Source organism: Kallipyga gabonensis (assembly GCF_001286805.1).
In the GTDB taxonomy this organism is placed as follows: domain Bacteria; phylum Bacillota; class Clostridia; order Tissierellales; family Peptoniphilaceae; genus Kallipyga; species Kallipyga gabonensis.
Genome location: NZ_CXYV01000002.1, coordinates 447,776 through 461,562, shown reverse-complemented (window position 1 = coordinate 461,562; position 13,787 = coordinate 447,776). Strand labels below are relative to the sequence as shown.

Here is a 13,787-nt window from a genome sequence, read left to right as displayed (position 1 = left end):
TCGTATGAAAATAATTTATTTGGTAAGAGCATCGAATACCTCACAAGACTGTATAAAATACGAAATCAAGATGTAGCAATAGCGAACATCCTGTTTCGTAATGCTTTGCAGGCGTTCTGCCAACAACTGATAAATCAGCTCCGCCGGCAGATTCTTTTTCGCGAGCTTTTGGTAGGACACTTTGATTTGTGCCCTAAGTAGCTCGTCGCTGAAGACTTCCTGCTTGACCAGTTGTTTCATGTTCTTTTCTATGAAAAGGTAGTAACGCGTGACATTTCGCATTACCTCATCTAAAAGAAAATAATCCGCATCCTGATCTATCTTTTTTGTCACCGTAATGGCGTTATAGTTTAAATCCGCAAAATCGGAGACTTTGGCTCGACTAAGGTTTTCCAATACACGCCTGATGCCTTTTTCTATGTCCGTTCCGCGAAGCGTGGTGCGGGCATTATTTGTCTGGACCTGCAGCTGTTTTATCTTTTGCAGCTCTTTTTCGTCGGCTTGAGTATGTTTTAGACTGTAAGACTGAAAGCAGTCATGGCAAAGCGGAATCAGGTTTTCATAGCAGTTTTTATTGCCGGAAATATGAGCAACGCAGTAGTCATCTTTGCTTTGATGATTATCCGCCACTGTTTGAAGATGTTTGGAACAACCAGGCTTTGAGCAAGTGTGCTTGCAGTCTTCCAAGAGCGTGGCACCGTATTTTTTCTTTGCCCGCTCGGATGTCATATTAGCCTTTGCCATCTTGCGGTCATTTTCAAGCTCAGGATTAACGATAAATTCCAAAGACTCCTTGATGAGGTCAAAGATCACCTCTGCCACGTTAGCCCTTGTGACTTTTTTGTCAGTGAATGGCTGGACGTCCTCGGCTAAAGCATTGAGTAAGGACTCGTCCTCATCATATTCGTTGATATACGCCAAAGAGTTTACAAAATTATCTTTTGTCATCCTACCGAGCATGGCTTTGGCAAGTTTCTTTGAAATACCACGCTTATAAAACTTATATAGGGATGCATCTTTATACCGTGAGTCTGAAGATGGATCCTTTTTTGTGCTCCATTCTTCCTCTGGTATATCGCAAAACCTTTGAATTAAATCTCTCATAAAGTCCGGAACCTCAGCATCTTTCATGAGGTGCGGATGAATGGCATGCAAAAGTTCTGTGAACAGCATCTTCATCACCCCTCTTTCCGATTTTGTCCAAACTGTCCAACGTTGTCCAAGAGTGTCCAAATACGAGATGAACCATTTCGTATATTGAGTATGACCACTGAGAGACAAGCAAATTATACCAAAAATCTTCATATTAAACAACAGAATATTGGCATTTGCAAATCTCAATTTGGCAAATCTTGGATGCTTCCTTCTTGGAACATCCGAGTCCTGATGGGTGGCTGCATCGTCTGATCAACGGTGGCGCACGGTTCTCATCCGGCAAGTAAATATTTCTGACTTCGTTATGCGCAAGCGCAGTCACAACCCCGAGCGGAGATTTCCGCGGGGCTTGTGGTCTGTTTACTGCGCCCATTTTGCCTTGCCCTTCTCCGTCTCGGATTCGAGATGAAGGAGGTCTGTAAATGGCAGCTCAAAATGTATCAAAGATTTATATTCGCGGTCTCGGTCTGGTCGAGACAAGCCCTGAACACAAGAAAGACTACGAGAACGAATGCGCCCGTATCCGCATGAAGATGCAGTATCACGGCGAATGCCACGTCACCAAGGCAAACATCAACCGCTGCGATGGCATATGCGTCGGCTGTCCATTTCGTTCTGCCGGGAAGTTTGTCTCCATCCATGACACCGTACAAACAGACAGCGCGCTTACCTACGCCGATGTGCTTCCCGCATCGGAAGCTTATTCACCGGAAGGCGTCCTTGCGCGTAAAACATTGCGCGAAGAACTCAGCCGTATTTTCGCAGGTCTCACGGACGAGGAGCGCCAAATCATCCGTCTTGTTGTCGCCGGTCAATCCGAGCGCGACATGGCAGAAATCCTCGGCATCAAACGCACCACACTGAACTACCGAAAACGTCAGCTTTTTGCTCGGCTGAAAAGCCGGCATCCGGAGCTTCGTGACCTTCTTTTGGATCTCATCTCTTATTCCTAAACCTTAAACCTTCGTCCAACGTCCCTCCCTTTCTTCAGGGAGGGATAGAGGGGCAAAACGGCAGGCCCCGAAGGAAAGGAGGTAGCCATGAGACCACAAAGCAATGTGCCGGGTGTGACAAGAGAAGAACTCATCGAAGTGCTCTCTGCCATATCAATTATCACCAAAGACCTGACAAGAAAACTGATTCAGACAAAGAAAGGAGGCAATCCCTATGGGACAGATGAAAAAGATGAAAGCTGTTATAGACGACCTACATTCCTGTAGCGAACAACTAAGCGATATCGCTGCCGAGCTGGAAGCGATGTTCAGCACGGCACCGGAAGAAGTGGCGGTTCCTGCAGCAACGCCAAAGCCGGAGCTGAAGCTTGAAGACGTGCGGGCCGTCTTAGCGGACATCTCCCGTGCGGGTCACACCGCAGAAGTGCGCGCCCTGATCGAAAAGTACGGCGCGGACAGGCTCTCTAAAGTTGATCCGAAAAATTACGAAGCTCTGCTTCATGACGCGGAGGTGCTCCATGCCAAATAAACATGCGCTGCTTTCCGCATCGAGTGCCTATCGCTGGCTTGCCTGCCCGCCATCAGCTCTGCTTTCGGCAAAGTATGAGGACACGTCAAGCTCTTATGCACAAGAAGGCACCGCGGCGCACGCTCTTGCCGAGTACAAGGTGCTGAAAGCGTTAGGCAGGAAAGCCGATGATCCGACGGAGAATCTTGATTATTTTAACGAGGAAATGGATGAAGCGACCGATGCCTATGCTGGCTACGTGCTGGAGCAAGTCGCCGAAGCTAAAAAGGCAACGACTGATCCAATCGTTCTGGTGGAACAGCGTGTGGACTTTTCCACCTATGTACCGGATGGTTTTGGTACTGCCGATGCCCTCATCATCGCCGACGACAAGCTTTCCATCACAGATCTCAAATATGGACGGGGCGTGCTCGTTGAAGCCGATCATAATCCGCAGCTCATGTGCTATGCCCTCGGGGCCTATGAGATGTTTTCTGCGCTCTATGACATTGAGACCGTATCGATGACGATCTTTCAGCCACGGCGTGACAACGTATCCGTCTTTGAGATGAAAGCATCGGATCTGCTGGACTGGGCGGAGAACACACTCAAACCAAAGGCGGAACTTGCCGCCGAAGGTAAAGGCGACTTTACAGCCGGCGAACATTGCCGCTTCTGCAAGGCAAAGGCCGACTGCCGAGCCAGAGCGGAAGCCAATCTCGCGCTGGCAAGATATGACTTTGCCCTTCCGCCTACCTTAACCGATGCGGACATCGAAGCGATTTTGCCTCTTCTTGATGAACTTACAAGCTGGGCGGAAGACATCAAGGCCTATGCCCTGACACGTGCAGTGGCAGGAAAAGAGTGGCACGGATATAAGCTCGTCGCAGGAAGAAGCAACCGTAAATACGTAAACGAAGATGCCGTCGCAAAGAAGGTATCCGATGCAGGCTTTAGTCCTTATGAGGAAAAGCTCCTCGGCATCACCGCTATGACCAAGCTCTTAGGCAAAAACCGCTTTGAAGAGCTGCTCTCATCTCTTATCGAAAAGCCGCAAGGAAAACCAACCCTCGTGCCGGAGTCCGATAAACGTCCGGCCATGAATTCAGCAAAAGAAGATTTTAAGGAGGAAAATTAAATGTCAAAATTTACAAACCCGATGAAGGTTATCACAGGAAAAGACACTCGCTGGAGCTATGCCAATGTGTGGCAGCCAAAATCCATCAATGGAGGCACACCGAAGTACAGCGTTTCGCTCATTATCCCCAAGTCCGATACCATCACTTTAGGAAAAATCAAAGCTGCCATCGAAGCTGCCTACAAGGAAGGTGAAGCCAAGCTGAAAGGAAACGGCCGCTCGGTACCTGCGCTTGCGGCAATCAAAACGCCGCTTCGTGACGGAGATGCTGAACGTCCGGACGATGAAGCCTATGCAAACAGCTACTTTGTAAATGCGAACTCCACCACCAAGCCGGGCATCGTCGATGCCGACCGAAACGAAATCATCGACAGCTCAGAGGTCTACTCAGGCGTTTACGGCCGAGCATCTATCAATTTTTATGCGTTCAACTCCAACGGAAACCGCGGCATCGCCTGTGGTCTCAACAACCTGCAGAAAATCCGTGACGGCGAGCCGCTCGGCGGTCATGCTTCTGCTGCAGAGGATTTTGCAACCGATGATGACGATGACTTCTTGAGCTAAGAGGTGCGCCATGACAACTGTACTTGATTTCATGTGCCAGCTCATCTTATCGATGGCTGTCGGATTCACCTTCGGTGCCGCCTTTGCCAACGTGCTCATTGCAAGACTGGAAAAGCGCGAGAAGAAAAAAAACGACACCACAACCCGTTAAAAGCAAATGATGCGGAGAGGCAGACTGGAGATGCAGTCTGCCTTTCTGCCTATTTAGGAGGTGAAATTTTGAAAACACTTAGCATTGATATAGAGTCATTTTCGTCCGTTGAACTGGCCAAAGCAGGCGTATATAAGTACGCCGAAGCGCCTGATTTTAACATTCTGCTCTTCGGCTGCTCGATCGATGGCGGTGAAGTTCAGGTCATCGACCTTGCACAAGGCGAACAAATCCCCAACGTCATTCTGGATGCATTGACAGACGACACCGTTATTAAATGGGCATATAACGCGAATTTTGAGAGAGTTTGTTTATCTCGCTATCTATCAGATATGGGCATGAGCCTTGATCCCTTTCATGACCATCATCCGCTTTCAACAGAGATGGCAAGATTTCTTAATCCCGCCTCTTGGCGCTGTTCGATGGTCTGGGCAGCAACTTTGGGTCTTCCTCTATCACTGGAAGGTGTCGGTAGAGTACTCGGCCTTCAAAATCAAAAGATGAAAGAAGGTAAAGACCTCATTCGCTATTTCTGCATGCCGGACAGGCAAACCGGAAAACGACATCTTTCCTCTGATGCACCGGACAAGTGGAAAACCTTCAAGGCCTACAACAAGCGCGATGTCGAGGTGGAACTTTCCATAAAAGAGAGGCTCAAAAATTACCCAGTGCCGGATTTTCTCTGGGGCGAATACGCCATTGATCAGGAGATTAACGACCGCGGCGTGAAAGTCGATCTTACTTTAGCGAATGCAGCCGTTGAGATGGACAGGTGCTCAAAGGATGAGCTCATCACCAAGATGAAAGCCATCACCAACTTGGAGAATCCGAATTCGGTCGTTCAGATGAAAGACTGGCTTGCCCAAAACGGTATGCCCACGGAGTCGCTCGGCAAAAAGCAAGTCGCAGAACTGATTCAAACCGCACCGCCTAAGCTGCGGGATGCTCTTGTGCTTCGCAGTCAGCTTGCCAAATCCTCGGTTAAGAAATATCAGACGATGCAAAATGCCGCCTGTAAAGATGGCAGAGTTCGTGGCATGTTTCAGTTTTACGGGGCTAACCGCACAGGGCGCTGGGCAGGAAGACTCGTGCAAATGCAAAATCTCCCCAGAAACCACCTGCCCGACTTGGATGCGGCGCGTACTTTGGTAAAGTCCGGCGACTTTGAAGCCGTGAAACTCCTCTATGACGATGTGCCGGATACCTTATCCCAGCTGGTGCGCACCGCCTTTATCCCAAGGACAAATCATAAGTTCATCGTTTCTGACTATTCCGCCATTGAAGCGAGAGTCATCGCATGGTATGCCGGGCAAACCGACACGCTTGATGCTTTCCGCGAAGGCAAAGACCTCTACTGTGAGACGGCATCCCGCATGTTCGGAGTACCCGTCGTTAAACACGGTATCAATGGAGAACTCCGCCAAAAAGGGAAAATAGCAACACTGGCCTGTGGCTATGGCGGCTCGGTCGGAGCCTTAAAAGCGATGGGCGCGCTTGAGATGGGACTTTCCGAAGAAGAATTAAAACCCATCGTTGATGCGTGGAGATCTGCCAATCCGAACATCGTCAAATTCTGGTGGGACATGGATCGTGCCGTCCTTGAAGCTGTCCGCCATAAGAAAGTCACCAAGACACACGGTCTTACCTTTCGCTGCCGTTCCGGCATGCTCTTCATCATGCTGCCCTCCGGAAGAGCCTTAGCTTACGTAAAACCAAAGCTCGGTGAGAACCGCTTCGGATCTCCCTGCGTCACCTATGAGGGTGTCATCACCGGAAAGAAATGGGATCGCATTGACTCCTACGGTCCAAAGTTCGTGGAAAACATCGTGCAGGCAACTGCTCGTGACATCTTGGCCTATGCCATGCGGACACTCAGGCACTGCTCCATTGTCATGCACATCCACGACGAAGTGGTGATCGAAGCTGACAGGCGCATGTCGCTTGAGGCAGTCTGTGAACAGATGAGCCGCACGCCGCCGTGGGCTGAAGGCTTGCCGCTCAAAGCCGACGGCTACGAGTGCAAGTTTTACAAGAAAGACTGAGCCGAAGGCTTCGTTTCGGACTGCTCAAAATCGGACAGTCCTGATTTCTCTAAAATTTTTTCAAAGATCTCCGGCTGTTTTGCTTTCTCACGTCCAGAGAGAAGTAGAAGGAGCGGAGAAAAACTTTTCTAAAAGTTCGTCCAAATCGTCTCCGTTTCTTCAGGCAGTAATGAGGGCGGCAATGGTGCTCCCTCAACGAATGAAACGGAGGTTTTTATATGAACGAGTTACAGGTATTTCAAAACAACGAGTTCGGTGAAATCCGAACAACCACCATTGATGGTGTGCCCTATTTTGTCGGCAAAGATGTCGCTGAGATCTTAGATTACAGCAATCCGCAAAAGGCACTGCGTGACCATGTCGATGATGAGGACGCAAGGACTGAACGAATCGTTCACCCCTTAGGCGGGGAGCAAAACACAAAACTCATCAACGAGTCCGGTCTTTACTCTCTTATTCTTTCAAGCCACATGCCCAAGGCAAAAAAGTTCAAACGCTGGGTAACCGCCGAGGTTCTTCCCGCTATCAGAAAGCATGGTGTTTATGCCACCAAGGAACTGCTCAAAGATCCAGACATGCTCATCTCGGCTTTGCTTGAGCTTAAAGCAGAGCGTGAAAAGTCCAAAACACTGGAAGTAACCACAGCGATTCAGAAGCAGCAGATCGCAGAACTTCAGCCAAAGGCAAGCTACTGTGACATCGTCCTTCGGTGCAAGGATGCGGTCAACATATCGGTCATTGCCAAAGACTACGGCATGAGCGCCAAACGGATGAACAAGCTTCTCCACGAGCTGGGCGTGCAGTTTAAGCAGGGAAACATCTGGCTTCTTTACCAAGACTATGCGGACTGTGGTTACACGAAAACACAGACCTATCCCTACCTGGATTCAAAAAATGAGGAGCATACCTCGGTTCATACCAAGTGGACACAAAAAGGTCGTCTGTTCCTCTACGAACTTTTGAAAGATAACGGCATTTATCCGCAGATTGAACAGGAGGTGCGCTGATGGAAAACCTATATCAAAACGCAGAAGGCTACGCGGATCCTACCGCCTATGAAGCAATCTTTAAGACGCATCGCTATCCCTATATGCCCCTTGTCTATATCGCCTCTCCTTATGCTGGAGATGTTGAGAAAAACACCGAAGCCGCCAAGCGCTATGCCCGCTTTGCCGTTGATCAGGGCTTTATCCCGATCGTGCCTCATCTCATGTATCCGCAGTTTATGGATGAGAAAAGCGAACGTGAGCTGGCTCTTTTCTTCGGACAAATCCTGATCGACAAATGCACCGAGCTTTGGGCATTTGGAAAACCCTCTCTCGGCATGACCAAAGAGATCGGATATGCCAAATACCACAGGCGAAACGTTCGCTGTTTCACCGAGGACTTGAAGGAGGTTGAAGAATGAGAATCAGCTATTCGAATGTTCGCGGCAAGAAAACAAATACCAGCTATCCCTTTACTGCAGAGATCAATACGGCAGACGACCTGAAAAAGGTCGCTGCCTTTGATCATGTCTGTGCGATTTACAAGGACGGCTATAACCAGCGCAAGAAGTTTATCAAAGGTTACCGGAGCAATAAAACGTTTCAAGAATCCGACTGCCTGCCGCTGGACTGCGACAATGTTTCATCCGATCCATTAGCTTCAGATATTCCGCCTGCTGAGTGGAAGACTCCGAAAGACGTTCAAACAGCATATCCTGACGTGCGCTTTTTTGTGGTTTATTCCCGAAATAACATGAAGGAAAAGGACGGAAAAGCCGCGCGTCCCAAGTTTCACATCTACTTTCCTCTGAAAACTTCCATAAGCGATGCGAAGCTATATAACCGCCTTAAGAAAAAAGTGCGGGCAAGGTTTCCCGCCTTCGATGATGGTGCTCTCGATGCAGCACGTTTCTTCTTCGGTGTTGAGTATCCACAGGTTGAATATTTCGATGGTGCTTTTGACATTGATGAATTTATGAGCCGTGCCAATGCCAAGATCACAGAAGGCGCGCGAAACACTACCATGTCCCATTTTGCCGGGCTGGTGCTCAAGAAATATGGCACCGATGACAATAAAGCGCATGAAGCCTATCTTGAGGAAGCAAAAAAATGCACACCGCCCCTTTACGAAGAAGAGCTCGCCAGCATCTGGAACAGCGCAGTCGGTTTTTACAACAGCACCATCAAAGCGGATAAAAACTATATCTCGCCTGCCGAATACAACAGCATGGAATTCGAAGAAAGTCTCATCCCGTCTGACTTTACTGATGTCGGACAGGCAAAAGCCTTTCTCGAAGCGGCTACTGACAAGGTCATCTATGTCAAAGGTCTCGGTCTCTATTATTTCACGGGAAAGGTCTGGAAAGACGATGACCTCTTAGTGCAGAAAGCGCTGCAGGGATTTACCCATAAGCAGCTCTACCTTGCGTGGAAAATGGTGAACGAAGCGGAAAGCGAAGAGGCACAGGAAAAAGCGGAAGCCTTCTACAAGTTTGTCTTAAGCCGCAGGAAATCCTCCAACATCAAGGCAACCATCACCGAACTGAAACCGATGGTGCAAGTCGATGTGAAAAGGCTTGATCAAGACGGTTTTCTCTTAAATACACCAGACGGGACAGTGGATCTTCGCACAGGAAAACTGCGGACGCATGATCCGAAGGACTACTGCACCAAAATTTGTGCTGTATCACCAAATGACAAAGGTATGGACGAATGGCTCCGGTTCCTTCGTGACTTCACCTGCAAAGACAAGGCTCTCGAAGATTACCTGCAGCTGGAATCCGGTGTAGAGTGCATCGGAGAAGTCTTAAATGAGAATCTTGTGATCCAGTACGGTGAGGGCGGAAACGGTAAATCCACCTTCAATAACGCCAAGTTCTATGTTTTAGGAGACTACGCCGGTACCATCTCCGCCGAGCTGTTAACCGTAAAGCCGACCAAGAACAAAGGTGCGGAGCTTGCCGAGACACACAACAAGAGGCTTATTCTCGCAGCCGAGCTACCCGAAGGGAAAAGGCTCGACTCAGGCTCTTTGAAAAATCTCTCCAGCACAGATCCCATCCATGCTGAGAAAAAATTTGAAGCACCTTTTAACTTTATCCCGACGCATACGACGGTGCTTTATACCAACCATCTGCCCAAAGTCGGGACCATCGACAAAGGCACCTGGGACCGCCTGATCGTTATTCCTCTAAAGGCAAATTTCAGGGGTGCCAAGGGAGAAATTAAGAACTATGCCAAGGTGCTGTCCGAGCGATGCGGCGGGGCAATCCTCTCGTGGATGATTGCGGGAGCAAAGAAATACATTGATGCCGACTACAAACTTGTCCCACCAAAATGCGTCAAAGATGCCATGAATGCTTACCGTGAAGAAAACGACTGGATCAGCCATTTCTTAAGTGATTGCTGTGAGGAAGAAAAAACAGCTACCCAAAAAGCGGGTGAGCTTTATGAGAAGTACCGTGAGCACTGTGATGAGATCGGTGAATACAAAAGAAGCTCTGCTGATTTTAAGCGAGTTCTGATAGCACAAGGTTTTACTTGGCAAAAAACCGCTGAAGGCAACATATGGATAGGGCTTCATCTGAAACAAAACGGTGTTCTTAATGGAGGACGATTCTAAATTCAAAAACACGAGAAAACCCAGTTATATCAATAAGTTTCGTGGTTTTATGGAAGGCAATGGAAGCCATTTATATCTATCGCACAAATAAAAATCAACTCATCTATATGTAGTGATGATTTTGAAAAATATAGATATGTTACGTGGCCTCCATCGCCCTCCATACCCATCCCTGATGAAGCAGCAGGAAAAATCGCTCCTTGCCTTGAAATATCAGATTTATCGCCTGACGGCTTACGTGTTTAACGAAACGGAGAAAGTGATGGATGAAAAATCAATCGAACAAAAACTTGTCAAAGCCGCTAAATCCAAAGGTGGATTGTGTTTAAAACTTGTTTGTCCCGGCTTTGACGGCATGCCGGATCGGCTCGTGCTTCTACCTAACGGCCATATCGGTTTTGTCGAGGTAAAAGCTCCCGGCCAAAAGCCAAGACCGCTCCAGCTGATACGGCACAGACAACTAAGAGATTTAGGCTTTCTGGTTTTCGTCTTGGGCGACCAAGAGCTGATCGAAGAAATACTCACAAAGATTGGAGGTGATGCCACATGAAGTTCATAGCCCACGACTACCAGAAATACGCCACCCGCTATATCGAAGAGCACGATGTTTCTGCCATCCTTTTGGATATGGGCTTAGGCAAGACGGTCATCAGCCTTAGTGCCATTCTTGACCTTCTCTTTGACCGCTTTGAGGCTCACCGCATTTTAATCGTAGCCCCACTTCGAGTCGCAAGAGAAACGTGGCCATCCGAGATCAAGAAATGGGATCACCTCTCCATGCTGACTTATGCGGTCGCCGTCGGAACGCCAACAGAGAGAAAAGCCGCGCTTCTTCAGGGCGCAGACATCACCATCATCAACCGGGAGAACCTCTCCTGGCTCATTGAAGAATCCGGACTTCCTTTTTCCTTTGACACGGTTGTGGTCGATGAACTCTCTTCTTTCAAGAATCATAAGGCCAAACGCTTCAAGGCTCTCATGAAAGTTCGTCCCAAGATAAAACGCATCGTGGGACTTACAGGTACGCCTGCGGCAAACGGGCTCATGGATCTTTGGGCGGAGTTCAAGCTCCTCGATATGGGAAAACGGCTCGGACGCTTCATCTCTCACTACCGGGAGCGTTACTTTGTCCCGGACGCTCGAAACGGGCAGGTCATCTTTTCCTACAAGCCAAAGCCGGAAGCAGAGGCGGCCATCTATCGAGCAATATCAGATATCACCATTTCCATGAAGGCAAAAGACTTCCTGAAGATGCCCGAGCTTATCAGCGTCACGCACGAAGTCGAAATGACCGACTGTGAATACGCTGACTATGAGAAGCTGAAAAAGGAACTGGTGCTGTCAGTCAAAGAAGATGAAATCACGGCCGCCAATGCCGCCGTTCTCACCGGAAAGCTCACTCAGATGGCAAACGGTGCGATCTATGCCGATGATGGGAAAGTCGTTCATCTCCATGATCATAAGCTCGACGCTTTGGAAGACATGGTTGAAGCGGCAAACGGCAAGCCACTTCTTGTCGCCTATAACTTCAAGCACGACCTAACGCGTATCGAAGATAGGCTCAAGAAGCTCAAGGTGAACTACCGAAAGCTCGATAAGGCAGACTCCATCCAAGCATGGAATGAAGGCAAGGTCGCTGTCGGGCTGATTCACCCCGCATCAGCAGGACACGGGCTTAACCTTCAAGCCGGCGGCTCAACGCTTGTATGGTTTTCGCTTCCTTGGAGCTTGGAACAATACAGTCAAACCAACGCAAGGCTCTGGCGGCAAGGGCAAACATCTGCCACCGTAGTGGTTTCTCATATCGTATGTAAGAACACCATTGATGAACATATCCTCACGGTACTGAAAAACAAAGACAAAACGCAGGCAGCCTTAATTGATGCGGTCAAGGCAACCTTAGGACAACCCAAGTAAATCTAAGACAATCAGAGTCAACCTCCGTCAATCCGAGGGAAACCATCACTTGTTTTCACGGAGGAATAAAAATGCTGACACCAAAAGAATATCTGCGCCAAGCCTACCGCCTTGACCAGAGAATTAATGCAAACATTGAGGAAGTCAAAAATCTGCGGGAGATGTCCGAAAGCGTCTCAGGACTTCGCTACCGGGAGGATCCCATTCAAACCACTCGTTCGATCGAAGCGCCATTTATCCGCGTGCTGGAAAAAGCGTGGGAGATCGAAGAACGCATTGCTGATGAGCTGTCGATACTTTATGACCTTAAAGAACAGATCAAAGATGCGATTGCAACGGTGAAAAATATCGACGAGAGACTCGTGCTTCAGTACCGCTACATGGACGGTATGACATGGGAAGCAATCGGCGAAACACTGCATGCTGACCGCACAACAGTCTGGAGATGGCATGGACGTGCCCTGCAGCACTTTAAGATGCCAAAATGTCCGATTGAGCTGGAATAATGCACGTTTTACAACACTTTGCAACAACATGCCACGTGCCCTGACGTGGTAATATATAGTCAGGAAAAATATAAGACGAAAGCTCCAAAGGGAGAAATCCCCGAGGAGCTTTTTTCATGCCAAAAAGGAGGTGCGGATTGCCAAGAAAACCAAAAAAGCCGTGTTCTTATCCCGGCTGTCCGAATCTCACGGACGGCCGGTTCTGCGAAGAACACGAAAAGAAATATAACCGTGACTACGAAAAATATAACCGCGACAAAAACACCAAGAGAAAATACGGTCATGCTTGGAAAAGAATCCGGGACCGCTACATTGCGACGCATCCTTTATGTGAGGAATGCCTGAAAGAAGGACGTTACACCAAAGCAACAGAGGTGCATCACCGCACTCCACTCTCTTGGGGCGGAACGCACAAGGAAGACAACCTTGAAGCGCTTTGTCATGAGTGCCATTCGAGAATCACGGCACTTATGGGAGATCGCTGGCATAACAAAAAGCCGACGAAATACAAATAAAAAATTCTGTGACCCGGGGGCGGGTCGAATCTCTACAGGGCTTCCGGTCGGGAACGGTGCGGCAGGGTCGTGTAAAGAACTTTTAATTCAAACGCCCTATTAAACCCAAAGATGATTTTTACGAACCGAAAGGAGGAATACCTCGTGGCAAAAGACGGAACCAACCGAGGCGGAAGACGCATCAAAGCAGGTCATAAGCCGGATGCACTTGCCGACAAAATCAGCAAAGGACAAAAAGCGACACACATTGAGTTCCCGCGTGCGGAATATCCGATCGCAGAACTCTACGGCGAAGACATGACAGACGGTGTGGAACTTGAAGGAGCGGATATGCCTGAGCCATCTTCCTACCTTTCTGCTCAACAAAGGGACGGGGAGCCTTTAGGCGCTGACCTAATCTATAAAGAGACGTGGGAGTGGCTTCAGGCACGCGGCTGCGAAAAGCTCATTAACCGCCGTCTTCTTGAAAGTTACTCGACAGCCTTTGCCCGCTTTATCCAGTGCGAGCTTGCTATCAGCAAATACGGACTCTTAGGCAAACATCCAACGACCGGTGCTGCCATTGCCAGTCCGTTCGTGCAGCTCTCGCTCAACTTTCAGAAGCAGGCAAACCTTCTCTGGTATGAAATCTACGACATCGTCAAGCAAAACTGCACGGAAGCCTTCGACGGCGATCCTCAGGATGACCTGATGGAGCGTCTGCTCCGAGAAAAGAAATGAGGTGAAGAA

The 13,787-nt window shown here is 48.7% G+C and carries 16 protein-coding genes; 15 read left to right on the top strand and 1 reads right to left on the bottom strand.

The annotated features are described in order from the left end of the window. Positions 1 to 15 precede the first annotated feature (15 nt). Entirely contained in the window at positions 16 to 1,179 is a 1,164-nt protein-coding gene (locus tag BN2373_RS03600; protein WP_053942794.1) for an ABC-three component system protein, read from the bottom strand. A gap of 398 nt (positions 1,180 to 1,577) precedes the next feature. Here BN2373_RS03600 and BN2373_RS03595 point away from each other — a divergent pair, with 398 nt between their 5' ends. From BN2373_RS03595 to BN2373_RS03535, 15 genes are all read left to right on the top strand, one after another. Further along, positions 1,578 to 2,108 carry an RNA polymerase sigma factor gene (locus BN2373_RS03595; RefSeq protein ID WP_019133505.1) on the top strand — a complete coding sequence of 177 codons (531 nt, stop codon included), beginning with the start codon at positions 1,578 to 1,580 and terminating at the stop codon, positions 2,106 to 2,108. An 87-nt stretch (positions 2,109 to 2,195) separates the two neighbouring features. Next, positions 2,196 to 2,375 carry a hypothetical protein gene (locus BN2373_RS07880; protein ID WP_135354787.1) on the top strand — a complete coding sequence of 60 codons (180 nt, stop codon included), beginning with the start codon at positions 2,196 to 2,198 and terminating at the stop codon, positions 2,373 to 2,375. Next, on the top strand, positions 2,323 to 2,637 hold the full coding sequence (locus BN2373_RS03590) for a hypothetical protein (RefSeq protein WP_019133506.1): 315 nt from the start codon (positions 2,323 to 2,325) through the stop codon (positions 2,635 to 2,637). Before BN2373_RS07880 ends, BN2373_RS03590 begins: the two co-directional genes overlap by 53 nt. Continuing rightward, the gene (locus BN2373_RS03585; RefSeq protein WP_053942793.1) at positions 2,627 to 3,754 is read left to right on the top strand and encodes a DUF2800 domain-containing protein; all 1,128 of its coding nucleotides are present in this window, start codon (positions 2,627 to 2,629) and stop codon (positions 3,752 to 3,754) included. The genes BN2373_RS03590 and BN2373_RS03585 overlap by 11 nt, the downstream gene beginning before the upstream one ends. Beyond that, positions 3,755 to 4,318: a DUF2815 family protein gene (locus tag BN2373_RS03580; protein WP_019133508.1), complete on the top strand. Its 564-nt coding sequence runs from the start codon at positions 3,755 to 3,757 to the stop codon at positions 4,316 to 4,318. Between the two features lie 10 nt (positions 4,319 to 4,328). Further along, positions 4,329 to 4,469 carry a hypothetical protein gene (locus tag BN2373_RS07830; RefSeq protein WP_022866308.1) on the top strand — a complete coding sequence of 47 codons (141 nt, stop codon included), beginning with the start codon at positions 4,329 to 4,331 and terminating at the stop codon, positions 4,467 to 4,469. 68 nt (positions 4,470 to 4,537) lie between these two features. After that, positions 4,538 to 6,511 carry a DNA polymerase gene (locus BN2373_RS03575; RefSeq protein ID WP_053942792.1) on the top strand — a complete coding sequence of 658 codons (1,974 nt, stop codon included), beginning with the start codon at positions 4,538 to 4,540 and terminating at the stop codon, positions 6,509 to 6,511. 218 nt (positions 6,512 to 6,729) lie between these two features. Continuing rightward, a complete protein-coding gene (locus BN2373_RS03570) occupies positions 6,730 to 7,518 on the top strand; it encodes a phage antirepressor (protein WP_053942791.1) in 789 nt (262 codons plus the stop codon). Continuing rightward, positions 7,518 to 7,919: a DUF7768 domain-containing protein gene (locus BN2373_RS03565; RefSeq protein WP_019133512.1), complete on the top strand. Its 402-nt coding sequence runs from the start codon at positions 7,518 to 7,520 to the stop codon at positions 7,917 to 7,919. Before BN2373_RS03570 ends, BN2373_RS03565 begins: the two co-directional genes overlap by 1 nt. Next, positions 7,916 to 10,120 (top strand): phage/plasmid primase, P4 family, encoded by a 2,205-nt coding sequence (locus BN2373_RS03560; RefSeq protein ID WP_053942790.1) that lies wholly within the window; start codon positions 7,916 to 7,918, stop codon positions 10,118 to 10,120. The genes BN2373_RS03565 and BN2373_RS03560 overlap by 4 nt, the downstream gene beginning before the upstream one ends. Positions 10,121 to 10,382: 262 nt before the next feature. Continuing rightward, positions 10,383 to 10,670: a VRR-NUC domain-containing protein gene (locus BN2373_RS03555; protein WP_053943494.1), complete on the top strand. Its 288-nt coding sequence runs from the start codon at positions 10,383 to 10,385 to the stop codon at positions 10,668 to 10,670. Then, on the top strand, positions 10,667 to 12,037 hold the full coding sequence (locus tag BN2373_RS03550) for a DEAD/DEAH box helicase (protein ID WP_053942789.1): 1,371 nt from the start codon (positions 10,667 to 10,669) through the stop codon (positions 12,035 to 12,037). The genes BN2373_RS03555 and BN2373_RS03550 overlap by 4 nt, the downstream gene beginning before the upstream one ends. 71 nt (positions 12,038 to 12,108) lie before the next feature. Then, the gene (locus BN2373_RS03545) at positions 12,109 to 12,543 is read left to right on the top strand and encodes a helix-turn-helix domain-containing protein (protein WP_019133516.1); all 435 of its coding nucleotides are present in this window, start codon (positions 12,109 to 12,111) and stop codon (positions 12,541 to 12,543) included. A 137-nt stretch (positions 12,544 to 12,680) separates the two neighbouring features. Next, on the top strand, positions 12,681 to 13,058 hold the full coding sequence (locus BN2373_RS03540; RefSeq protein ID WP_053942788.1) for an HNH endonuclease: 378 nt from the start codon (positions 12,681 to 12,683) through the stop codon (positions 13,056 to 13,058). Positions 13,059 to 13,202: 144 nt separating this feature from the next. Then, on the top strand, positions 13,203 to 13,778 hold the full coding sequence (locus tag BN2373_RS03535; RefSeq protein WP_019133518.1) for a hypothetical protein: 576 nt from the start codon (positions 13,203 to 13,205) through the stop codon (positions 13,776 to 13,778). The last annotated feature ends 9 nt before the right edge of the window (positions 13,779 to 13,787 follow it).